General features: G+C 67.3%; 24 protein-coding genes. 10 read left to right on the forward strand and 14 right to left on the reverse strand.

Annotation, left to right across the window (positions count from 1 at the left end; translation table 11 throughout):
- Positions 1 to 7: 7 nt before the first annotated feature.
- On the reverse strand, positions 8 to 328 hold the full coding sequence (locus A5663_RS20595; protein ID WP_156744584.1) for a hypothetical protein: 321 nt from the start codon (positions 326 to 328) through the stop codon (positions 8 to 10).
- Between the two features lie 138 nt (positions 329 to 466).
- Here A5663_RS20595 and A5663_RS20600 point away from each other — a divergent pair, with 138 nt between their 5' ends.
- Positions 467 to 1,129, forward strand: coding sequence for a cutinase family protein (locus A5663_RS20600; RefSeq protein ID WP_197503487.1), 663 nt, complete (start codon positions 467 to 469; stop codon positions 1,127 to 1,129).
- A 21-nt stretch (positions 1,130 to 1,150) separates the two neighbouring features.
- Here A5663_RS20600 and A5663_RS20605 read toward each other — a convergent pair whose 3' ends face one another.
- The 8 genes from A5663_RS20605 to A5663_RS20640 form a co-directional block, all read right to left on the reverse strand.
- Complete coding sequence (locus A5663_RS20605) at positions 1,151 to 2,254, reverse strand: acyltransferase (protein ID WP_068153569.1); 1,104 nt, start codon at positions 2,252 to 2,254, stop codon at positions 1,151 to 1,153.
- Between the two features lie 60 nt (positions 2,255 to 2,314).
- Positions 2,315 to 2,995, reverse strand: coding sequence for a bifunctional 2-polyprenyl-6-hydroxyphenol methylase/3-demethylubiquinol 3-O-methyltransferase UbiG (locus tag A5663_RS20610; RefSeq protein WP_068153571.1), 681 nt, complete (start codon positions 2,993 to 2,995; stop codon positions 2,315 to 2,317).
- Between the two features lie 70 nt (positions 2,996 to 3,065).
- Positions 3,066 to 3,935 carry a class I SAM-dependent methyltransferase gene (locus A5663_RS20615; RefSeq protein ID WP_156744587.1) on the reverse strand — a complete coding sequence of 290 codons (870 nt, stop codon included), beginning with the start codon at positions 3,933 to 3,935 and terminating at the stop codon, positions 3,066 to 3,068.
- Positions 3,936 to 3,993: 58 nt separating this feature from the next.
- Entirely contained in the window at positions 3,994 to 4,407 is a 414-nt protein-coding gene (locus A5663_RS20620) for a SufE family protein (RefSeq protein ID WP_068153575.1), read from the reverse strand.
- Positions 4,404 to 5,300, reverse strand: a complete 897-nt coding sequence (locus A5663_RS20625; protein WP_068153577.1) for a sulfurtransferase — start codon at positions 5,298 to 5,300, stop codon at positions 4,404 to 4,406. The genes A5663_RS20620 and A5663_RS20625 overlap by 4 nt, the downstream gene beginning before the upstream one ends.
- A gap of 9 nt (positions 5,301 to 5,309) precedes the next feature.
- Entirely contained in the window at positions 5,310 to 5,954 is a 645-nt protein-coding gene (locus A5663_RS20630; RefSeq protein ID WP_068153580.1) for a nucleoside triphosphate pyrophosphatase, read from the reverse strand.
- On the reverse strand, positions 5,951 to 6,184 hold the full coding sequence (locus tag A5663_RS20635; RefSeq protein ID WP_068153582.1) for an acyl-CoA carboxylase subunit epsilon: 234 nt from the start codon (positions 6,182 to 6,184) through the stop codon (positions 5,951 to 5,953). The genes A5663_RS20630 and A5663_RS20635 overlap by 4 nt, the downstream gene beginning before the upstream one ends.
- Positions 6,181 to 7,845 (reverse strand): acyl-CoA carboxylase subunit beta, encoded by a 1,665-nt coding sequence (locus A5663_RS20640; protein ID WP_369816678.1) that lies wholly within the window; start codon positions 7,843 to 7,845, stop codon positions 6,181 to 6,183. Before A5663_RS20640 ends, A5663_RS20635 begins: the two co-directional genes overlap by 4 nt.
- Positions 7,846 to 8,261: 416 nt before the next feature.
- Here A5663_RS20640 and A5663_RS20645 point away from each other — a divergent pair, with 416 nt between their 5' ends.
- The 4 genes from A5663_RS20645 (at position 8,262) to A5663_RS20660 (ending at position 11,899) form a co-directional block, all read left to right on the forward strand.
- Complete coding sequence (locus A5663_RS20645) at positions 8,262 to 9,680, forward strand: sugar transferase (RefSeq protein WP_255396389.1); 1,419 nt, start codon at positions 8,262 to 8,264, stop codon at positions 9,678 to 9,680.
- Between the two features lie 34 nt (positions 9,681 to 9,714).
- Positions 9,715 to 10,530 carry a biotin--[acetyl-CoA-carboxylase] ligase gene (locus A5663_RS20650; RefSeq protein ID WP_068153587.1) on the forward strand — a complete coding sequence of 272 codons (816 nt, stop codon included), beginning with the start codon at positions 9,715 to 9,717 and terminating at the stop codon, positions 10,528 to 10,530.
- Between the two features lie 96 nt (positions 10,531 to 10,626).
- Entirely contained in the window at positions 10,627 to 11,361 is a 735-nt protein-coding gene (locus A5663_RS20655) for an FkbM family methyltransferase (RefSeq protein WP_068153589.1), read from the forward strand.
- 19 nt (positions 11,362 to 11,380) lie between these two features.
- A complete protein-coding gene (locus tag A5663_RS20660; protein ID WP_068153591.1) occupies positions 11,381 to 11,899 on the forward strand; it encodes a PH domain-containing protein in 519 nt (172 codons plus the stop codon).
- Here A5663_RS20660 and A5663_RS20665 read toward each other — a convergent pair.
- A complete protein-coding gene (locus A5663_RS20665) occupies positions 11,854 to 12,555 on the reverse strand; it encodes a GtrA family protein (RefSeq protein WP_068153594.1) in 702 nt (233 codons plus the stop codon). The two genes, A5663_RS20660 and A5663_RS20665, sit on opposite strands and share 46 nt — an antisense overlap.
- Positions 12,556 to 12,693: 138 nt before the next feature.
- On the opposite strand from A5663_RS20665, the gene A5663_RS20670 reads away from it, so the two are divergent.
- From A5663_RS20670 to A5663_RS20680, 3 genes are read left to right on the forward strand one after another with little or no spacing between them, the layout of a single operon-like run.
- Positions 12,694 to 13,878 carry a 5-(carboxyamino)imidazole ribonucleotide synthase gene (locus tag A5663_RS20670; RefSeq protein WP_068153608.1) on the forward strand — a complete coding sequence of 395 codons (1,185 nt, stop codon included), beginning with the start codon at positions 12,694 to 12,696 and terminating at the stop codon, positions 13,876 to 13,878.
- Positions 13,871 to 14,386, forward strand: coding sequence for a 5-(carboxyamino)imidazole ribonucleotide mutase (gene purE / locus A5663_RS20675; RefSeq protein ID WP_082974288.1), 516 nt, complete (start codon positions 13,871 to 13,873; stop codon positions 14,384 to 14,386). The genes A5663_RS20670 and purE overlap by 8 nt, the downstream gene beginning before the upstream one ends.
- Positions 14,387 to 14,414: 28 nt before the next feature.
- Positions 14,415 to 15,578, forward strand: coding sequence for an acyl-CoA dehydrogenase (locus A5663_RS20680; RefSeq protein ID WP_068153598.1), 1,164 nt, complete (start codon positions 14,415 to 14,417; stop codon positions 15,576 to 15,578).
- Positions 15,579 to 15,600: 22 nt separating this feature from the next.
- Here the strand turns inward: A5663_RS20680 and A5663_RS20685 are convergent, their stop codons facing one another.
- Positions 15,601 to 16,305 (reverse strand): TIGR03089 family protein, encoded by a 705-nt coding sequence (locus A5663_RS20685; protein ID WP_068153600.1) that lies wholly within the window; start codon positions 16,303 to 16,305, stop codon positions 15,601 to 15,603.
- Position 16,306: 1 nt separating this feature from the next.
- Entirely contained in the window at positions 16,307 to 17,776 is a 1,470-nt protein-coding gene (locus tag A5663_RS20690) for an LCP family protein (protein ID WP_068153602.1), read from the reverse strand.
- A 223-nt stretch (positions 17,777 to 17,999) separates the two neighbouring features.
- On the opposite strand from A5663_RS20690, the gene A5663_RS20695 reads away from it, so the two are divergent.
- Together A5663_RS20695 and A5663_RS20700 are read left to right on the forward strand one after the other, a co-directional pair.
- Positions 18,000 to 18,884, forward strand: coding sequence for a glycosyltransferase family 2 protein (locus A5663_RS20695; RefSeq protein WP_068153603.1), 885 nt, complete (start codon positions 18,000 to 18,002; stop codon positions 18,882 to 18,884).
- Between the two features lies 1 nt (position 18,885).
- Positions 18,886 to 19,962 carry a sugar phosphate nucleotidyltransferase gene (locus A5663_RS20700; RefSeq protein WP_068153604.1) on the forward strand — a complete coding sequence of 359 codons (1,077 nt, stop codon included), beginning with the start codon at positions 18,886 to 18,888 and terminating at the stop codon, positions 19,960 to 19,962.
- A 9-nt stretch (positions 19,963 to 19,971) separates the two neighbouring features.
- On the opposite strand, the gene A5663_RS20705 is transcribed toward A5663_RS20700, so the two are convergent.
- Together A5663_RS20705 and A5663_RS20710 are read right to left on the reverse strand one after the other, a co-directional pair.
- A complete protein-coding gene (locus A5663_RS20705; protein ID WP_068153605.1) occupies positions 19,972 to 20,508 on the reverse strand; it encodes an NUDIX hydrolase in 537 nt (178 codons plus the stop codon).
- Positions 20,505 to 21,021, reverse strand: a 517-nt coding sequence (locus tag A5663_RS20710) for a nitroreductase family protein (protein WP_197503489.1), incomplete at its 5' end; no start/stop codon positions are given. The genes A5663_RS20705 and A5663_RS20710, both read right to left, overlap by 4 nt.

Below are 21,021 nucleotides of genomic sequence, written 5' to 3' on the forward strand. Positions count from 1 at the left end.
GCATCGGTTACGGCGTGATGATCATCACGTGCGGACACGAGATCGGCGGCCCTGAACAACGCTGGAGTACGCCGACGCCCGCCCCGAGAGTGGTTGCTGCGCCGAGGTCGAAGAAACATCCGTAGTTGATGACCGAGTGAGCGCCGACGGTGAGGCCGGTCTTGGCGCCGATGAACTGGTGCGGGTTGATCCCCGCGGTGGGGTGGATGTTGTGGCCGAGCCGGTTGAGCATCCGTCCGCGCACCTGCCCGGGTATCAGCGACGATGCGATGAGTCGGTTGACGTACACGTCGCGGTAGGCGACCGCAGCAAAACTCCGAAGCGTCACGATCCCAAATGGTGCCGCAGATTTGACGCATCGCGCAAACGCTGGGAACGCGCGGGCTCCACGGCGGGGACCGTCAGGCAATGCGCCTAAGCTGGGCTGGCCAGTGTTGGGCTCGATCTTCGGCAGGTGTGCATCCGCGTGCGACAAACTTCGATCAAACGCCGGTGCGTCGTCGCCTTCTTCGCTTGCCTTTCCGTCCTCTCGACGGCCGTGGCCGTACTGGCGGCGTGCGCGTCGCCGGAGACCAAAGTGCCGGTCTGCCCGGACGTCGAGGTGGTCTTCGCGCGTGGGCTCGGGGAGCCGCCCGGCGTAGGTGCGGTCGGACAGGCCTTCGTCGACTCACTGCGCTCCAACACCGGCAGGGACGTCGGCGAGTACGGAGTCAACTACCCGGCGGACAAGAAGGAAGTCACCCTGGGAGTCGCCGACATGAACGCCCACATCGACTCGATGGTCGTCAACTGTCCCGGCACCGAACTGGTCGTCGGCGGCTACTCGCTGGGCGGAGCGGTCACGACCGAGGCCCTCAGGGAGCCGCAACCGTCCGGCACCGATCGGCAGGTGGCGGCCGTGGTCATATTCGGCAACGGCAGCAAGGTGGTCGGCGTACCGGTCGGCATGAGCCCGCAGTTCGCGGACAAGACGATCGACCTCTGCAACCCGCAGGACCCGGTCTGCTCCGAGGGGCCATCGCTGGAACCGCACCTTCAGCCCGCCTATATCGGGGGCGGCGCAGTCCGGTCGGCGGTGGACTTCGCCGTGAAGAAACTCAACTCCGATCCGCCGCTGGAAACCGGCTGACCGAAAAGACCGGTGCGCGGGTCAGCTCTGCTGTCGGTCGGACGGGATCGGTGCGCTCGGGGCCGAGTCCGCCGCGGTGAGGCGCGCAGGGGCCCGCCTCTGCGTCAGCCACTTCGGGCCGTCGAACACCCACGCAAGGCCTACGCGTCGCAAGCCGGCGGCCACGATCAACGCTCCGACGACTCCCGCCACGAGTCCGCCTGCGATCAGCAGGACGGACGAATGGACGCCGAGCTTGACGAGAATGATCCGGCTCCCGGACGCCAGCACGATGTGGGCGAGGTAGATCTCGAGGGACCGTCGACCGCAGAGAGCGAGAAGGGACCACGATCTCGCGGCCCGGCCCAAGAAGAGCACGGCCACCGACAACGTCAGTGACAGCACCACGCCGAGAGCGACGGTGAAGAGTGTGCGCACATGCGATTCGGTCGGTGGTGCGACATCCGGGTACACCGTCACGACGACGACCCCGACAGCGAAAAGCGTCACCCCCGCAACCGCTGCGACGGCGACGGGTATCGCGTTGAGCAGGGCTCGGGCTCGATCGGCGCCCAGGACGACGCCGCCGACCATGAACACGGCCAGAGCAAAACCCCGGATGCCGGCCAGCCCGGTGTTGAAGCCCCACAGGCCGAGGCTCAGCACCGCCGCGAGGCCGAACACCCACAGCCCCCCGCGGGGCAGCCACGTCCACATCGGCACGAAGATCAGCGTGACGAGCATGAGGAACGGCAGATACCAGAGCTGTCCGATGGGCAACCAGATGCGCAGCAGGGATCCGATCGAGCCCGGGGTGTTGACGACCCCCGACGCGAGGAGCAGCACCCCGCCCTGCAGCGCGGTCCAGGTCAGCCATACGAACGCGAACTGCGACTCACGTTCTGACAGGTATCGACCGAGGCCGCGTTTGCGCACGGACGCGGACACGAACAGGCCGCCGACGAAGGCGAACACGCTCAGCGAGAAGAGCAGGATCACCTGGTCGGCGATCTTTATCCAAGCTCCGTCGCCGAGCAGATGCGCGGCGTTGAGCCCACGCAGGACGTGCGCGAGGACGACCGCGATGATCGCGATCCCGCGGGCGACATCGAGGCTGGCGTCGCGTTGCTTTGCTGGGGCCGTCACCGGGCAACCATAGCGCGCTCAGCAAACGCGACAAGTCGGCGATGCCGGCGCTGCCGCTTGCTAACGGGTCCGGTACGGGCCTTCATCGGGTCCGGGCTTGCGCAGGCGCAACCAGGCGAACGAGGTCAGGTGCGGGTTACGGCGACGCGCTGCCCAGGACGAGATCTGATCGTCGAATTCCTGAAGCAGCGGAAGGCCTTCCAGATACTGGGTCCCGTAGAAGGGCCGGTACTCGGCGACGATGAACCCCATCCGCGTGAACTTGCGCAGCATGCGGCGCGAGGGCCCGCGGCACAGCGAGTAATAAGCTTTGAACTTGGGCTTCTCCCGCGGCGAGTACCGGTTGAGCAACCAATCCGAGACCCGTTCGGGCAGCAGCCTGTTCACCGCGAAGATCGGGTAGTACAGCGTCGGGAAGAAGTGGAACGCCTCGCCGCCCGGCAGCAGCAGGGCCTGCACCGCACGGTGGGCGGTCTCGCCGTCGCGCATGTGCTCGGCGGCCATCTTCGAGAAGATGAAGTCGAACCGTTCACCCAATTCGATCGTGGCCGGGTCGCACATGTCGGCCTCGAGTGTGTTGTAGCCGTCGGGCAGCAGTTGCAGCTCGTCGGCCGACACGTCGACAACGGTGTACTCGATGCCGAGTGACTCGACCTCAGCCAGCGAGAACAGGGGATCGCGTCCGGCCCCTATCTCGCAGACGCTCTTGTAGCCGCCGCTCTTGATGAGCTCCGTGCACACGTGCTTGTGCTGCGACCAACTCTCGCTGTGGTGCAGACCAGGTGGATAGTGCGCGATGGTGAACTCCTGCCTAGCCTCTGCGTCGTTGGTAGACGAACACGTCCTGATGCCCGTCGAGGCCCTTCGGCAGATGCGCGACCTGCTCGAAATCGGGGAGATGCCGCGCGGCGAGCTCGGCCACGTGCTCGGGCGTGTGGAAGGTCACGCCGTAGTCGTCGCCGAGGTAGTGGGCGTACGGCTCGTAGACGAACCCGTCCTTCTCGAGCCGGGCTTTGATGTCGGCGCTGCTCGACTCCGGCAAACCGTAGTGGGTGGGGTCGTCGGCCGCGCCGGGGCCCTGCGTGGTGAACAGCAGCACGCCGCCCGGTTCGATGGCCTTCGCCCAAGCGCGCAGAACCTCGTTACCCCGCTCCGCCGGGAGGTGGGTAAGAACCGAGATCGCGTAGATCAGATCCATCGGCGGTATGACGGGAAGCCGCCCACCGCGGCCCGGGAAGATCGGGTTCACGCCGAACTCCGACTCGCAGAAGGCGACAGCCTCGCGGATCACGTCGGCGGCGAACACCCGCGACGGCTCGACACGGCTGATCAGCAACCGGATCACGCGGCCGTAGCCGCTGCCGAAATCGAGGACTGTCCGCAGATCAGCGAAGGAGCGGCCGGATTTCGACAAGCCCTCCTCGATGAGCGCGATGACGCTCTCCGCGCCGCCGAGGTAACCCTCCGGGCGCAGCGCCTCCTCGTCGCTGACCAACATGAAGTCGTTGAAGTGCACGCGGCCCGGAACGCCTGTGACGTGCTGCGGCGGCACGAACCGTCCGGCCTGCATCCGCACGGTTCGCAATGCGGTGTAGGCGTAGGGGTTGCGCTTGATCAGGTCGAGCGTCTGTTTGGGCAGCAGGGTGACATTACGTCGACGGCTGAGGATTTTCGGTCGCACCGGCACACATTAACCTGTTGTCGTCCCAGCCGCGACGCAGCCCATGGCAAAGCTGTAGCTACCTCAGCCTGCGCTTGATGCGCGCCAGCATGGCCGACATGCCGCGCAGCCGCAGCGGACTGATCAGCGCGGCGAGCCCGAGCTCCGAGTAGAAGTCGTCGGGCACGGCGAGAATCTCCTCAGCCGTGTGGTCGTCCAGCCCGGCGGCCAGAATCGCGGCGAAGCCCCGGGTGGTGGGCGCCTCGGCGGGTGCGCTGAAGTGCAGCCGGACATGTTCGCGATCGTCGGCGTCGACGTGCAGGAACAGCGGCGACTGGCACTCCGGCACCGGTTCCATCGCCGCTTCTTCGAGGTCGGCGGGCAGCGGCGGCAAATCGTTGGCGAACTCCAGCAGCAGCTGCAGCTTGTCCTGCCCTTCGACTTCCTTGAAGTCGGACACCACCTCGGCCAGGGCGGCCGGCATGACACTCATGACGAGCCTGGCGCATCTCCTGGCTCGTCCCCGACGGTGACGGGCACGCGCACCGCGTTGCCCCATTCCGTCCACGAGCCGTCGTAGTTGCGCACGCCGGGCAGCCCGAGCAGATGAGTCAGCACGAACCAGGTGTGGCTCGAGCGCTCGCCGATGCGGCAGTAGACGATCGTCCTGTCGTCCGCGGTGAGAAAGCCGTACAACTCCTCGAGTTCGCCACGGCTGCGGAACCGGCCGCTGTCGTCGGCCGCCTTGGCCCACGGGATCGACCGCGCGGTCGGGACGTGGCCGCCGCGCAGCGCCCCCTCCTCGGGGTAGTCGGGCATGTGAGTGCGTTCGCCCGTGTACTCCTGCGGCGACCGGACGTCGATCAGCGGCTGCGCGCCGAGCGAGCCGAGCACGTCGTCTTTGAAGGCGCGGATGGGAGCGTCGTCACGGTCGACGACGGGGTAGCCGGTGGTCTGTTTGTCCGGCACGTCGAGCGTCGTCACGCGGCCGTCGGAGATCCACAGGTCGCGGCCGCCGTTGAGCAGCCGCACGTCCGGGTGGCCGAACAACGTGAACACCCACAGCGCATAGGCGGCCCACCAGTTGCTCTTGTCGCCGTAGATGACGACGGTGTCGTCGCGGGAGATGCCCTTGCGGTTCATCAGCTCGGCGAACTGCTCGCCGGTGATGTAGTCGCGCACGTGGGGGTCGTTCAGGTCGGTGTGCCAGTCGATTTTCACGGCCCCGGGGATGTGTCCGGTGTCGTAGAGCAACACGTCCTCGTCCGACTCGACGATGGCCAGCCCGGGCCTGCCGAGGTTCGCCGACAACCAGTCGGCGGTGACCAGGCGTTCGGGGTGGGCGTACGACTGCAGGGCGGGATCTGGGTCGGCAGGCAATGGCACACTGCGAGCCTACCCAGGCGGCCGATTCGCCTGCCACAGGTCGGCCAGCGACAGGCCGGCGCGCTCGATCAGCCGTCGGACGAGCGGCAGCCCGAGGCCGATCACCGACGACGGGTCACCCTCGACGCCCTCGACGAACCAGCCGCCCAGGCCGTCGAGCGTGAATCCGCCCGCCACCGCGGTGGGCTCGCCGCTGGCGACATAGTGCTCGAGATCTTTCGCCGACGGCTCACCGAACCGGACCGTGGTCACGGCGGACTCGGTGAGGCGGTGCCCGATGTCGTTGTCGCGCAACCGGATCAGGCAGTGACCGGTGTAGAGCTGTCCAGAGCGGCCCGCCATCTGGCGCCAGCCGGCCAGCGCGGCCTCCGGCGTCGGCGGCTTGCCCAACAGGACGCCGTCACGGTAGAGCATCGAGTCGCAACCGATCACCACGCAGTCAGCGGCGACGGCGGCATCGAGGCCGGTGATCACCGCGTCGGCTTTGGCCGCCGCCAGCGCGACCGTCACCTCGGCCGGGGCCGCTGTCGGGCCCAACGCGGCGGCGACGGCATCCTCGTCGACGCCGGAGACGACGACCAGAGGATCGATTCCCGCCTGGCGCAACACTTTTCGGCGCCCGGGCGAGGCTGACGCGAGGACGACGCGCGTCACCGTCGGCGCATGTGCGTCCGTTCCACCAGTGTGACCCGCTGCCAGCTGAAGCTGGTGTAGCGCAGCCGGTTCACCGGATGACCCCAGAGGTTCTCCTCCTGCTCGCGGGGTTCGGCGGGAGCGCTCGACGAGGCGGCGAGCACCGCCATCAGCGCGGCCATCTCCTCGTCGGTCGGTGCACCCTTGACGACCTGGATGTGCGCCTCGTGATCGTTCAGTTCTTCGCTCATAGGGGGATGTTCCCGTGCTTCTTCGGCGGCACCTGCGCGATCTTGCGTTCCAGCAGCCGCAGTGCCGTCGCGACGTAGCCGCGGGTGTGCGACGGCGGGATGACCGCGTCGACGTAGCCGCGTTCGGCCGCGATGTAGGGGTTGACCAACGTGTCTTCGTACTCCTGCTGCAGGCTCAGCCGCAGCGCGTCGACATCCTCGCCGTTCTTGGCTGCTTCCTTGAGCTGCGAGCGGTACACGAACCCGACGGCGCCCGAAGCGCCCATGACCGCGATCTGCGCCGTCGGCCAGGCCACGTTCACGTCGGCGCCCATCTCCTTGGAGCCCATCACGCAGTACGCGCCGCCGTACGCCTTACGGGTGATCACGGTGATCTTGGCGACCGTCGCCTCGCCGTAGGCGTAGAGCAGCTTCGCGCCGCGCCGGATGATGCCGTTGTACTCCTGATCGGTTCCGGGGAGGAAGCCGGGCACGTCGACGAGCATCACGATCGGCACGTTGAAGCAGTCGCAGGTCCGGATGAACCGGGCGGCCTTCTCGGAGGCGTTGATGTCCAGGCAGCCGGCGAACTGTGTCGGCTGGTTGGCCACGATGCCGACGGGGCGCCCGTCGATGCGGCCGAACCCGACGATGATGTTGCCCGCGTAGCCGGCCTGCACCTCGAGGAACTCGTCGTCATCGAGGATGCGGGTGATGACCTCGTGCATGTCGTAGGGCTGGTTCGGCGAATCCGGGATCAGCGTGTCCAGTTCGAGATCCTCGTCGGTGAGGTTCTCCTCGATCGCGCCCTCGGGTGTGGCCACCGGGTAGCGCGGCGGGTCGGCATAGTTGTTGGACGGCAGATAGGACAGCAGTTCGCGGACGTAGTCGAAGGCGTCCTGCTCACCGGAGGCCACGTAGTGCGCCAGCCCGGACTTGGCCATGTGGGTGTGCGCGCCGCCGAGTTCCTCCATCGTCACCTCTTCACCGGTGACCGTCTTGATGACGTCCGGCCCGGTGATGAACATCTGGCTGGTCTGGTCGACCATGACGACGAAGTCGGTGAGCGCGGGGGAGTAGACGTGGCCACCCGCCGCGGCGCCCATGATCAGTGAGATCTGCGGGATCACGCCGGAGGCGCGGATGTTGTTGTGGAAGATGTTGCTGTAGAGACCAAGAGAGACGACGCCCTCTTGGATGCGGGCGCCCGCACCGTCGTTGATGCCGATCAGCGGACGCCCGGTCTTGATCGCCAGCTCCTGCACCTTGACGATCTTCTCGCCGTACACCTCGCCGAGGCTGCCGCCGAAGACCGTCGCGTCCTGGCTGAAGATGCAGATCTCGCGGCCGTCGATGGTGCCGTAACCGGTCACCACGCCGTCACCGAGCGGACGGTTGGCCTCGAGGCCGAAGTTGGTGCTGCGGTGGCGCGCCAACGCGTCGAGCTCGACGAACGAGCCCTCGTCGAGCAACGCCAGGATCCGCTCGCGCGCCGTCAGCTTGCCCTTGGCGTGGGTTTTCTCGACGACCTCCTCGCCGACCGGGTGCAGCGTCTCCTCGGCGCGCCTGCGCAGATCGGCGAGCTTGCCGGCGGTGGTGTGGATGTCGATTTCGTGCTCGGCTGCCGGTTCGGCCGAGTGCTCGGCAGGCTTGTCCGGATGGCTCGCCATCGTGCTCGTCATGGTGTTCGATGGTAGCGAGAGCAATCCGTACCGCCGGAGCCGGTAGGCCGACACGTCGAGCCCTGTTTTTCAACCACAGTCCGGATGCGTCCTGCGCTGGCAGTCCCGTTCCCTTTCACGGCCCGTCGGGCCAACGCTGAGTATTTGCGGAAACGTCAGTTACCGGTGGGTACAGCGTTGCAGATCAGGCCCCATCCGTAACCTGGATCACAGCCCCTCATCAGCTGATTTTCAGGCGTCAGAAACTCACAAGAAGTTTGCGTCCATGTGGGCTGGCGTAGTTGCTGCGACCATGGCATGCTTGCTGGAAATCTCGTTCCCCTCGACGGATGGTGCACACCCCGGTGTCCTCAGCTATCTCTGTGAACGTTGCTTCCTGCGCGCGAAGCGCACCGCATCGCGGGCCGTCTCGCCCGGTGTGGCAACGTCGTTATGCGACAGTTCTGCGCGTTACCGACTTGGCCGTCGTAATGTTTGCCGTGGGCCTGGCTCAATTGCTGCGGTTCGGAACTTCGTCGACCGACGGCGACCAGGTTTTCTACTTCTATTCGGCGGTTTCCGTGGCCGTCGTGGTCATTTGGACGATGTCTTTGTCGATCTATCGCGCGCGCTCACCGCGAATTCTGGGCGCCGGCCCAGAGGAATATCGGCGAGCGGCGACGGCAACATTTTCCGCCTTCGGCGCTATCGCGATCCTTTCGATGCTAATTCGATTCGATTTCGCTCGGGGCTATCTGGCATTGGCGCTGCCGGCAGGTCTGGTCGGACTGCTCGCAAGCCGATGGGTGGGGCGCCGTGTGGTCGCCGAGAAGCGGCGACAGGGCCAGTACCTGACATCGGTTCTGGTGATCGGCGAGCCAGCCGCGGCGCGTGCGATGGTGCAGTCGCTGACGCGAACCCCTGAATATGGTTATGCCGTCGTCGGAGTCTGCTTTCCCGGCCACGGCCAGGGCCGGGCCCACGAGCCGCACACCATCTACGGTGTGCCGGTCTTCCCGTACGACGACGACATCGCCGGGATCGTCGCCGAGTCGGGCGCCGACACCATTGCGTTGACCGGTGCGGACAAATTGGGCGCCCACGACATCGGTGACCTGTCATGGCAGCTGGAAAAGCTCGACATCGATCTTTTGGTGTCGCCGGGAATGGTGGGTTTGGCCGGGCCCCGGATAAGCATGCGTCCGGTGGCCGACCTGCCGCTGATCCATCTGGACAAGCCTCAATACGACGGCGCCAAGCGCTTCGAGAAACGCGCCTTCGATATTTGCTTTTCGCTTCTGGTGCTCGTGCTCGTGTCGCCCGTCCTGATTGCTGCGGGCATCGCGGTGACGTTGACGAGCAAGGGCGGGATGTTCTACCGATCCGAACGCATCGGGATCGACGGCAAACCCTTCAAGATGATCAAGATCCGCACCATGGTCGCCGACGCGGACAAGTGGATGCCCCAACTGGCCGAGCTCAACGAAGTCGACGGCGGGGTCGTCTTCAAGATGCGACGCGATCCGCGGGTGACCCCGGTCGGACGGTTCCTGCGGCGCTACAGCATCGACGAGCTTCCTCAGTTCATCAACGTCCTCCGTCGGGAGATGAGCGTCGTCGGTCCTCGGCCACCCCTGCCGGCCGAGGTGGCGACCTACGATCAGCGCGTCCGTCGCCGGCTGCTCGTGCGACCGGGGATCACCGGTCTGTGGCAGGTCAGCGGGCGGTCCGATCTCAGCTGGGACGACTTCGTGCGGCTCGACCTGTCCTACGTCGAGAACTGGTCCATGATGAACGACCTGATCATCGTGGTGAAGACGGTTCGTGCCGTGTTCAGCGGCGCGGGCGCCTACTGACGACGTCGGCTCTGTCGCCCGACATAATCGGCGAGTGTCTCCCGACCCGTTGCGGCTTCCGCTCGACGTCGCGTCGCTACGAACCGGTCTGACAGGTGCCGGTTCGGCGTGGCGCCGGATCGACGTCGTCGCCGAGACCGGCTCGACCAACGCCGACCTGCTGGCGCGGGCGAGCGCAGGCGCGGATGTGGGCGACGTGGTTCTGGTCGCCGAACACCAGACCGCCGGGCGTGGCCGCAACGGCCGGGTGTGGGACGCGGCTCCGGGTGCCCAGCTGCTGCTCTCGGTGGGCGCGCGGGCGGGCGACGTACCCGCCGAGTCGTGGGGGTGGCTGCCGCTGGCGGCCGGAGTCGCGGTGGTGGACGCCGTGATCGCCGAGACGGGGATCCGGGCTGGACTCAAATGGCCCAACGACGTGTTGTGCGAAGGCCGGAAACTGGCCGGGATACTGGCCGAGGTCGCCGCGCCCGAGCCGGTCATCGTCCTCGGAATCGGGCTCAACGTCTCGATCGGCAGAGACGAGGTCAACGATCCGAACGCCACATCGCTGACAGACCTCGGCGTTGTCGCGCCGAACCGGGATTCCCTCCTTCGGACATTGCTGACGCAACTCGCCGAGCGCATTCGCGCCTGGCGTCAGCCGGGCATGAGTTCGCAGTTGGCGACCGACTACCGCGCGCACAGCCTGACGATCGGAAGCCGGGTCCGCGTCGCGCTGCCAGGTTCAGGCGAACTGGTCGGACGCGCTGAGGCGATCGACGGCAACGGACGGCTGGTCGTCTGTTCAGACGGAAATCGCACGGCAATTTCAGCAGGCGATGTCATTCACCTTCGCCGGGCGCAGCAATAGGTTGGAGCGCAGAAATTATAACTCGTCACGCTCGGCGTCAATTTCGCGCTGAGTAGCGCACGAGGCGCGCGACGACCTGAATGCTAGGCTCGGCCCATGGGATTTTTGCATCGTGTCCGATCGATGACGCAGCGAATCGGTATCGATATTTCTCGGTATGACGGGCGCGACCCGCTGTCCCTTCTGGTCCGTCAAATGGACGCGCACAATGTCGATGTCGTGCTGGACATCGGCGCCAACGCGGGCCGGTACGCCAACGACCTGCGGCATGCCGGCTATACGCGGCGCATCGTCTCGTTTGAGCCGCTGTCCAGCCAATTCTCGGTGCTGAAGCGTCAATCCGACGCCGACGACAACTGGGAAGCCTTTCCCTATGCCCTCGGTGAGCAGAACGGTACGGCCACGCTGAACGTCGCCGCGAACGCGGGGGAGAGCAGTTCCATTCTGCCGATGCTGAAAGCACACGAGGATTCCGCTCCGGCAGCAAAATACATCGGAACGGAAGACGTGCAGATTCGCACCCTCGACTCATTGGCCGCGGAGCTTTTTTCGCCCGGTAATAAAGTGTTCATCAAAGCCGACGTTCAAGGCTACGAGAACTCGGTTCTGGCGGGAGCGAAGTCCGTTTTGAACGACCATTGCGTGGGTCTGCAGCTGGAGCTTTCTCTGGTGCCGTTATATGAGGGCGGGATGCTTTATCGAGAGGCGATCGACGTCGCGGAGAGCATAGGCTTTTCCCTGACGGGATTGATTCCGGGATTCACCGATCCACGAAGCGGACGGCTGATGCAGGCTGACGGGATTTTCTTCCGCGACACCGAGAAGGCCTGAACCGCCCTAGAGTCGTCCCGTGAGCTATCCGGAGAACGTTCTGGCGTCGGACGAACAAGTGGTGCTGCACCGGCACCCGCACTGGAAGCGACTGATCGGCCCGGTGGCGGCGTTGTTGTTCGCGACCGCGGCGGCGGCGTTGCTGGCCGGCTACGTCAACACGCTGGGCTGGCAGCAGACCGCACGCAATGTCGTGCTGATCGTGATTGGCGTGATCTGGCTCGTGATCGTCGGATGGCTGACGCTCTGGCCGTTCTTCAATTGGTGGACCACCCACTTCGTGATCACCGACCGCCGGGTGATGTTCCGGCACGGGGTGCTGACCCGGTCGGGGATCGACATCCCGCTCGCGCGGATCAACAGCGTCGAGTTCCGCCACGGCCTGTTCGACCGCATGCTGCGCACTGGCACGCTGATCATCGAGTCAGCGTCGCAGGATCCGCTTTCATTCGATGACATCCCGCGAGTGGAACAGGTCCACTCACTGCTCTATCACGAGGTTTTCGACACCCTGGGCTCGGAGGAGTCGCCCAGCTGAGCGGGCCGCCTGGCCCGCCGGGTCGAGCGGTGCAGCGGGGTGACGTTTCCCACCGTATTGCCCGCGGCGTTGCCCAGCACGGCCCCGCCGGCGGTGGCTTCGTGGTGGTCCTCCATGACCTCGGCGAGCCCGCCCGCGGTGAGCGCTTCGACCGCCTTGTCGGGGTTGCGGCCGAACTCGTCGGGGAACACCCAGCGCCGGAACGCCCAGAACCGGAACGCCATCTGCAGCAGGTTGCCGACGATGTAGGCCGAGACGAAGTCGGCGATGTTCTCCACCGTCAGGCTGACTTCCGGGACGCGCAACATCAGCACATAGCTGGAGAACCACAGCGGAGCCATGCTCAGCAGCACGCCCACCCCGCTGAAGCCGAAGAACAGCAGCGCCTCGTGGTGGCGCTCGCGTCCGCCGCGATCGCGGAAGCTCCACTCGCGATTGAGGATGTAGGACGCGATCACCGCGACGATGCCGGCGATGATCTTCGCCGTCACCGGCTTGGGCTCGAGCACCGTGAGCTTGAGCGTGTAGAAGACCGACGTGTCGATGATGAACGTCGTCGCGCCGACGATCGCGAACTTGATCAGTTCGTGATGCCGCTCGAAGTACGGCCGGACCGAACGGGGCAGCCGTGCGATCGTCGCATCGGTGAAGGACACAACAGCGCAGTGTACGGAAATTCTGCACATTACGCGTACCCGTGCAGGTCGCGGCGGGTACATGGAACAAGCCGGTCCTTGCGGCCATGACACCATTGGGGCGTGTCGCACAACCCGAAAGGACCCCCGCTGGTGGCCATGGTCGGCGGTGGGCAGCTGGCCAGAATGACGCATCAGGCTGCGATCGCGCTCGGTCAGACGCTGCGTGTGCTCGCCGCCGACGCTGCCGACCCGGCTGCCCAGGTCAGCCCGGATGTCGTGCTGGGGGCGCACACCGATCTCGACGCGCTGCGCCGCGCCGCCGACGGAGCCGATGCGCTGACCTTCGACCATGAGCATGTGCCGCCTGAGCTGCTGGAGAAGCTCGTCGCCGACGGGGTGAACGTGGCGCCGCCCCCGTCGGCGCTGATCCATGCCCAGGACAAGCTGGTGATGCGCCGCAGGCTCGAGGCGCTCGACGCACCGGTGCCGCGGTTCGCCTCGGTCGGCCGGCTCTCCGACGTCGACGAGTTCGCCGCGAGTGTCGGCGGCCCGGTCGTGGTCAAGACCGCGCGCGGCGGATACGACGGTCGCGGGGTCACCTTGGCGCGCGATGTCGCCGAGGCGCGCGAGGCGGCACATCGCTATCTGGCCGGCGGGGCCGAGGTGCTGCTCGAGGAGCGGGTGGCGATGCGGCGCGAGCTGGCGGTCCTGGTGGCACGCTCGCCCTTCGGTCAGGGTGCGGCGTGGCCGGTGGTGGAGACCGTGCAGCGCGACGGCATCTGCGTGGAGGTGATCGCGCCGGCGCCGCAGCTCGATGACGAGCTGCGTTCCGCGGCCGGACAGCTTGGGCTGCAGCTGGCAGCGGAGCTCGGCGTCGTCGGTGTGCTGGCGGTCGAACTGTTCGAGACGACGGACGGCGCGCTGCTCGTCAACGAGCTGGCGATGCGCCCGCACAACTCGGGGCACTGGACCATGGACGGGTCGCGCACGAGCCAGTTCGAACAACACCTGCGTGCGGTGCTCGACTATCCGCTCGGTGACACCGCGCCGATCGCCCCTGTCACGGTGATGGCCAATGTCCTTGGCGCACAACAGGCTCCGCAGATGGCCATGGACGAACGGTTGCACCACCTGTTCGCCAGGATGCCGGACGCCAAGGTGCATCTGTACGGGAAGTACGAGCGGCCGGGCCGCAAGATCGGGCACGTGAACGTCGTCGGCGATGCCGCCGGCTCGGTCGACGACGACGCGTACGTCGTCGATGTGCGGGAGCGCGCGGTCCGGGCGGCACACTGGTTGTCGCGCGCGGAATGGACGGACGGATGGGATCCACATGAGTAGCAGTGCTCCGGCGCCGCGGGTAGGCCTGATCATGGGCAGCGACAGCGACTGGTCGGTGATGGAGGACGCCGCCCACGCGCTGGCCGAGTTCGACGTGCCGTTCGAAGTCGGCGTCGTCTCCGCCCACCGCACCCCGGTGCGCATGCTCGAATACGCCCAGAGTGCGGCGGACCGTGAGATCGAGGTGATCATCGCCGGCGCGGGCGGGGCGGCCCACCTGCCCGGCATGGTGGCGTCGGCGACGCCGCTGCCGGTGATCGGCGTGCCGGTGCCATTGGCCAAGCTCGACGGCCTGGACTCGCTGCTGTCGATCGTGCAGATGCCCGCCGGCGTGCCCGTGGCCACCGTGTCGATCGGCGGGGCCCGCAACGCGGGGCTGCTGGCGGTGCGGATCCTGGCCGTCTCGGATGCCTCGCTGCGGGAACGGATCGTGCGGTTCCAGACGGACCTGCACGACACCGTCCTGCAGAAGGATGCGGCTCTTCGCGACCGTCTGCTCGGGCAGTAGGGTTACCGACGAGTAGCGAGGAGTTCTCATGGCCATCAGCAACCCGTCATTCGACGCCTTTCAGCTCTCCGACGAGCACAACGAGCTGCGCGCGGTGCTGCGCGACCTGTGCGAGAAGGAGATTGCGCCGCATGCCGCCGACGTCGACGAGAAGGCGCGCTACACCGACGAAGCGTTGGCGGCGCTGACCGCTTCGGGCATGGCGGCCATCCACATCCCCGAGGAGTACGGCGGCCAAGGCGGCGATTCGGTCGCGGCCTGCATCGTGATCGAGGAGGTGGCGCGCGTGTGCGCGTCGTCGTCGTTGATCCCGATTTGCAACAAGCTGGGCACCATGGGGCTGCTGCTGCGCGGCAGCGAGGAACTCAAGAAGCAGGTGCTGCCGTCGATCGCGGCCGGTGAGGCCGTCGCCTCCTATGCGCTTTCGGAACGTGAGGCGGGCAGCGACGCCGCGGCGATGCGCACCCGGGCGCGCCGCGAAGGCGACGAGTGGGTGCTCAACGGCGCCAAGTGCTGGATCTCGAACGGCGGGCACTCGACGTGGTACACCGTGATGGCGGTGACCGACCCGGACAAGAAGGCCAACGGCATCTCGGCGTTCGTCGTGCACAAGGACGATCCCGGCTTCTCCATCGGCGCCAAGGAGAAGAAAATGGGCATCAAGGGTTCGCCGACGACGGAGTTGTACTTCGAAGACTGTCGCATCCCCGCCGATCGCATCATCGGCGACGAGGGCACGGGCTTCAAGACCGCGCTGGCGACGCTGGACCACACGCGGCCGACCATCGGCGCGCAAGCGGTCGGCATCGCGCAGGGCGCACTCGACGCCTCGATCGAATATGTCAAGGAGCGCAAGCAGTTCGGCAAGCCGATCGGTGACTTCCAGGCCGTGCAGTTCATGCTCGCCGACATGGCGATGAAGATCGAGGCCGCCCGGCTGATGGTTTACACCGCGGCCGCCCGCGCCGAACGGGGCGAGCCCGCACTGGGATTCATCTCCTCGGCGTCGAAGTGCTTCGCTTCCGACGTCGCGATGGAGGTCACCACCAACGCGGTGCAACTGTTCGGCGGCTACGGCTACACCACCGACTTCCCCGTCGAGCGGTTCATGCGCGACGCGAAGATCACCCAGATCTACGAGGGCACCAACCAAATTCAGCGCGTGGTCATGTCGCGCGCCCTGCTGAAGTAGCCGCCGTTCGGCGCGAGCACGGCTAACCGCGCGTGACTTTCTCCGTCTGCCTGCGCCGGTCCAGCAGCGTCGTGTCGGGGTTGGCCACCTGCACGAGCGAAGCACCCACGGCGAAGACAGCCACCAAACGCTCGATGAGCTCGTCAGCGGTGTCCCAACCGGTGCTCGCCAGCACCCGGTCGGACGGCGTAAGTCCCTGTGTCGCAGCCGATTCCGCTGCCGCGGTGAGCACCTCGTCGACGGTCCGGCCGTCCAGCGCGGGGCCGGGCGCCCGCTCCGGTGAGATCTGGTCGCCGTGCACCCGCACCGCGGTGGCGTAGTCGGTCACCCCGACGGGCAGGTCGGCAGCCGGCTTGCCGAACGCGTCCAGAGACAGCACGGCGATCTCACCCGTCCCGACGGCGGCGTCGGCGTCGGCCAACCGCTCCGCCGTGCACAACGCGATATCGGCCTGTCCGCCCAGCACGACCTCGGCGCCGATCCACCAGACGCCGAACAGCACGGCGGCGGTCTGCCAGTGCGCGGGTAGCAGCACCGCGACCCGGGTCGACGGGCCGGCGCCCAACTCGTCGCGTAACAGGTTGGCGGTCTTGGCTGCCCAATTCGCGAGCGTCGCGGTCGACAACTCGATGCGTTCGCCGGTGGCGTCGTCGTAGTAGGTGATGCGCGGGCCGGCGGGATCAGACGCCATCAGCGGATCGAGGATCGCCCCGCTGACCGTCGGCACGCTAGTTGACACAAGCCGGATCGTCGGAGCCGGCGGTCAGGATCGGCGAAGGAGGCGGCGCCGTCTGCGCCGAACTGGTCGAACCGACCGCGACCGAGTCCCCGCCGCTGAAGGTCGCAGCGCTGCCGTCCAACCCGGAACCGGGCCCGGTGTAGTCCTCGGCCAGCACCACCCGCACGGCGCCGGGCCCCACCGTCGGGTCCTCGACGACCGGCAGGCCGCCGAGATCCTTCGAGACCGCTTGCGCGCCAAGGTCGTCGGCCTTAGCGGCCCGCACCTGACTGTTGGCCACCGGTTCGTGGTTGCCGGTGGTGCCGGGGGTGAACCCCTTGTTGGTCAACACCTGCGACACCGCGCCGGCCAGACCGTTGATGTCGGTGGCGTTGACCACCTCGACGGTCGTCTTGTCCGGTGAATAGGCGAGTTGCTCTGTCTTGCCCTCGTCCTGGTCGTGCAGCAGTCCGGCGACCCACTCCTTCACCTCGGTGGGATCGACGCGAACCACGCTCTGCATGCCGTCGTCGCTCCAGCCGTTCTCCTGCAACACCGGGATGGTGGCGAACGCGACGTTGCCTGCGGCCAGCTTCTGCAGCTGGTCGGCGAATTCCATGACGTCCCAACCGTCGGAGAGCACCACCGAGCGCTGGACCGCCTCCTGCAATCGGTTCAGCGTGGCCGGGCTCGACAGCGTCTTGCCGGAAATCACTTCGTGTGCCAGCGACGCCATCACCGCCTGCTGACGGGTCACCCGGTCGAGGTCGCCGCGCGGCAGGTCGTGGCGTTGGCGGACGAAACTCAACGCCTGCGGGCCGTTCAGCTTCTGCCAGCCCGCCGGGAAGTCGGCTCCCGAAAGTGGTTCGTAGACCGCCTGGTTAAGGCAGACGTTGACGCCCCCGAGGGCGTCGGTGATCAACGCGAACCCGAGAAGTCCGATCTCGGCGTAGTGGTCGACGGTGACACCGGTGAGGTTGGCGACGGTCTTGATCAACGCTTCGCGGCCGGCCTCGGTCGCCTGCGGCTCTGCCTTCGCCGGATCCATGCCCTTCTTCTCGACGAGCTCGGTCATCTTCTCGAGGTGCACCGAGCCGTAGACACCGTTGATCTTCATCTTGGCCACGCCCGGTGCCTGGACGTAGGAGTCCCGCGGGATCGAGATGGCGGTGGCGGACTTCCCGTTGTTGGGGATGCGGATGAGGATGATGGTGTCGGTGTTCGTGGACTCGTCGTCGCCTGCCCGCAACGTGGCCAGCTCGTCTTCGGACAGTGGGTTGCCGTGCGCGTCGGTCCGGCTGTCCATGCCGACGAGCAGGATGTCGATCGCGCCGTCCTCGCCGCCGTCGCCGAGCGCGATCGGCGAGATGTGGTTGATACCGGATTCGAAGGAGCGGATCTTGCTCCACGCGACACCGGTCCCGACCACGACTGCCAGGGCCGCGCACACGGCGATGACACGGAGCATTCGACCGGGCATCAGCTCAGGCTACTTGCGACTCGGGCGCAGACCGGGTAGCGCGGATCGGCGCGCCAGACTCGGCGCCCGCGGTCGGTTCGGTCCGGCCGGGACGTGATTCCGGCCGACCGACGCGGGACCGTTGCTGTTTGCGCAGTTCAGCAGCGGTGCCGATGCGGTCGCGGTGTGCTGCGCCTGCGGCCCGATAACCTCTACGCCGTGAGCAAGAACGCGCCGGTCTCGAATGAGTGACGAACTCGTCGTCGTCACGGTGACCTATTCATCGGGGCCGCATCTGGACCGGTTCCTCGCGTCGCTGTCGCACGCGACCGACCGCCCGGTCACGGTGGTCATGGCCGACAACGGTTCCACCGACGGCGCACCCGAAGAAGCGCTCGAACGCTATCCCAACGCCCGGTTGCTGCGCACCGGCGGCAACCTCGGCTACGGCAGCGCCGTGAACCGCGCCGTCGCCGAATACGTGAAGGACTCGAACTGCTCCGACTACTTCGTGGTGGCCAACCCCGACGTGCAATGGGGCCCGGGAAGCATCGACCTGCTGTTGGAGGCCGCTGCCCGGTGGCCGCGGGCGGGAGCGCTCGGCCCGCTGATCCGTGACCCCGACGGCTCGGTGTATCCGTCGGCCCGACACCAGCCGAGCCTGGTGCGCGGCGGCATGCACGCGGTGGTCGGCCCGCTCTGGAAGTCGAACCCGTGGACCGCCGAATACCGCCAGGAGCGCCAGGAACCCAGCGAACGCCCCGTCGGCTGGCTGTCCGGCTCGTGTCTGTTGCTGCGCAGGTCGGCCTTCGACGAGGTCCGCGGTTTCGACGAGCGCTACTTCATGTACATGGAAGACGTCGACCTGGGGGATCGGCTCGCGCGTGCGGGCTGGCAGAACGTCTACGTGCCGGCCGCGGAGATCCTGCACGACAAGGGACATGCGACCGGGAAGGACCCCGCGCGCAACTTGGCCGCCCATCACACCAGCACCTACACTTTCCTCGCGGATCGGTATCCGAAGTGGTGGCAGGGTCCGCTGCGGTGGACGATTCGAAGCTCGCTCGCCGCACGCGCGGGTCTGGTGGTCCGCAACTCACGTCGCAAACGGGCGAAAGGACGGCGCTAGCGTGAACCCCGCACAAGTCGACGCCGTCATCCTGGTCGGCGGGCTCGGCACCCGGCTGCGGCCGTTGACGTTGTCGGCGCCCAAGCCGATGCTGCCGACGGCCGGCCTGCCCTTCCTGACTCATCTGCTGTCGCGCATCGCCGACGCCGGTATCGAGCACGTCGTGCTCGGCACGTCGTACAAGGCCGAAGTCTTCGAAGACGAGTTCGGTGACGGTTCCAAGTTCGGCCTGCAGATCGAGTACGTCGTCGAGACTGAACCGCTCGGCACCGGCGGCGGCATCGCGAACGTGGCGGCCAGGCTGCGCCACGACACCGCGCTGGTCTTCAACGGCGACGTGCTGTCGGGAGCCGACGTGCGCGCGCTGCTGGACTACCACGAGGACACCGCCGCCGACGTGACGCTGCACCTGGTGCGCGTCGGTGATCCGCGCGCGTTCGGTTGCGTGCCGACCGATGCGGACGGGAAGGTCACCGCGTTCCTGGAGAAGACGCAAGACCCGCCGACCGACCAGATCAACGCCGGCTGCTACGTGTTCAAACGCGAAGTCATCGATCGCATCCCGAAGAACCGGGCGGTCTCGGTGGAGCGCGAGGTGTTTCCGGGACTGCTGTCCGACGGCCTGCGGGTGTGCGGCTACGTCGACGCCACCTACTGGCGCGACATGGGCACGCCGGAGGACTTCGTGCGGGGTTCGGCCGACCTGGTCCGCGGCATCGCGCCGTCGCCGGCGTTGGGCGGGCGGCGCGGCGAGGAACTGGTGCACGACGGCGCCAGCGTCGCACCCGGCGCGCTGCTGATCGGCGGGACGGTGGTCGGCCGCGGCGCCGAGATCGCCGGTGGGGCAAGGCTGGACGGCGCGGTGATCTTCGACGGCGCGCGCGTGGGCGCCGGCGCGGTGATCGAACGCTCGATCGTCGGCTTCGGCGCGCGCATCGGTCCCCGGGCGCTGATTCGCGACGGCGTGATCGGCGACGGCGCCGACATCGGCGCGCGCTGCGAACTGCTGCGCGGCGCGCGGGTGTGGCCGGGTGTCACGATTCCCGATGGCGGCGTGCGCTTCTCGACCGACGTGTAGCGACCCGAGTCACCGGTTCTGGGCGGCCGCCGCGAGTTGGGTGAGGCCGAAGTCGCAATCCTCGGGCAGCGCGTCCAACGGCCACCAGCGCAGGTCCAACGATTCGTCGCTGACGACGATCTCGGCGTCCGGCGGAGCATGCACGACGAACTGCATGTCGAGGTGGCGCGTGGGTATCCCCAAGGAACACGTGACGGGGTGAACGTGCAACGCGGCCAGCGCCGGATCGATGGTGAGCCCGTCGATGCCCGACTCCTCGGTGGCCTCCCGCAACGCAGCGGTGACGACGTCGGGATCGCCGGCCTCGCAATGCCCGCCGAGCTGAAGCCACCGCCCGAACCGCGGATGCAGTGTCAGCAATGCTCGGGTGCCGGTGTGGTCGAGGACGAGCGCCGACCCGGTGACGTGTCCGGGCGCGCACTCGCGCAGACAGCCGTCGGCTCTGGCGGCCAGGAACGCCAGCACCGCGTGCCGCAACGTGTCCTGCGCGGGATCCGGTGCGCGCCAACGGGTCAGCAGCTCGACGGCCGATGCGTGCAGGCTCACTTGCGCACCAGCAGGCCGTCGGTCGGGAAGGGGGAGCGCGGGTCTATGGGCTGACCACCGTCGGGGTAGCCGATTGCGACCGCCCCCAACGGTTCCCAGTCGTCGGGCAGGTCGAGTTCGGCGCGGACCACGTCCGCGGCGAAGATCGTCGAACCGATCCAGCAACTGCCGACGCCGCGTACGGCCAACGCCACCAGCAGGGCCTGCACGGCCGCGCCGACCGCGACGGTGAACATCGTGTGCTCGGCGGCGGTGCGTTCGGCGTCGGGATAAGTGTGCGCGCCGTCGGGCACCAGGAACGGGACCAGGACTTCCGGTGCGTCGTAGAGGATCCGGCCAGAAGAGGCGCGCTGCTCGATCGGATGAGAGACAAGTGGCGCGCCGATCTGAGCGCGGACGGGCGGCCCGCCGACGCGGTCGAACGTCGCGTCGATCGCGGCCGGATCCTCTACGACGCACCGGAAGTCCTGGTCCCGTTCCTGGTGCCCGACGGCGCGCACACTTATCCCGCGC

It is taken from the genome of Mycobacterium sp. E740, assembly GCF_001672895.1.
GTDB lineage: Bacteria > Actinomycetota > Actinomycetes > Mycobacteriales > Mycobacteriaceae > Mycobacterium.

Coding starts and splice junctions, on each gene's coding strand:
- A5663_RS20620 (WP_068153575.1), bottom strand. CDS start 4,407: ATGAGTGTCATGCCGGCCGCCCTGGCCGAGGTGGTGTCCGACTTCAAG.
- A5663_RS20635 (WP_068153582.1), bottom strand. CDS start 6,184: ATGAGCGAAGAACTGAACGATCACGAGGCGCACATCCAGGTCGTCAAG.
- A5663_RS20640 (WP_369816678.1), bottom strand. CDS start 7,845: ATGACGAGCACGATGGCGAGCCATCCGGACAAGCCTGCCGAGCACTCG.
- A5663_RS20655 (WP_068153589.1), top strand. CDS start 10,627: ATGGGATTTTTGCATCGTGTCCGATCGATGACGCAGCGAATCGGTATC.
- A5663_RS20670 (WP_068153608.1), top strand. CDS start 12,694: ATGGTCGGCGGTGGGCAGCTGGCCAGAATGACGCATCAGGCTGCGATC.
- purE (WP_082974288.1), top strand. CDS start 13,871: ATGAGTAGCAGTGCTCCGGCGCCGCGGGTAGGCCTGATCATGGGCAGC.
- A5663_RS20680 (WP_068153598.1), top strand. CDS start 14,415: ATGGCCATCAGCAACCCGTCATTCGACGCCTTTCAGCTCTCCGACGAG.
- A5663_RS20690 (WP_068153602.1), bottom strand. CDS start 17,776: ATGCCCGGTCGAATGCTCCGTGTCATCGCCGTGTGCGCGGCCCTGGCA.
- A5663_RS20695 (WP_068153603.1), top strand. CDS start 18,000: ATGAGTGACGAACTCGTCGTCGTCACGGTGACCTATTCATCGGGGCCG.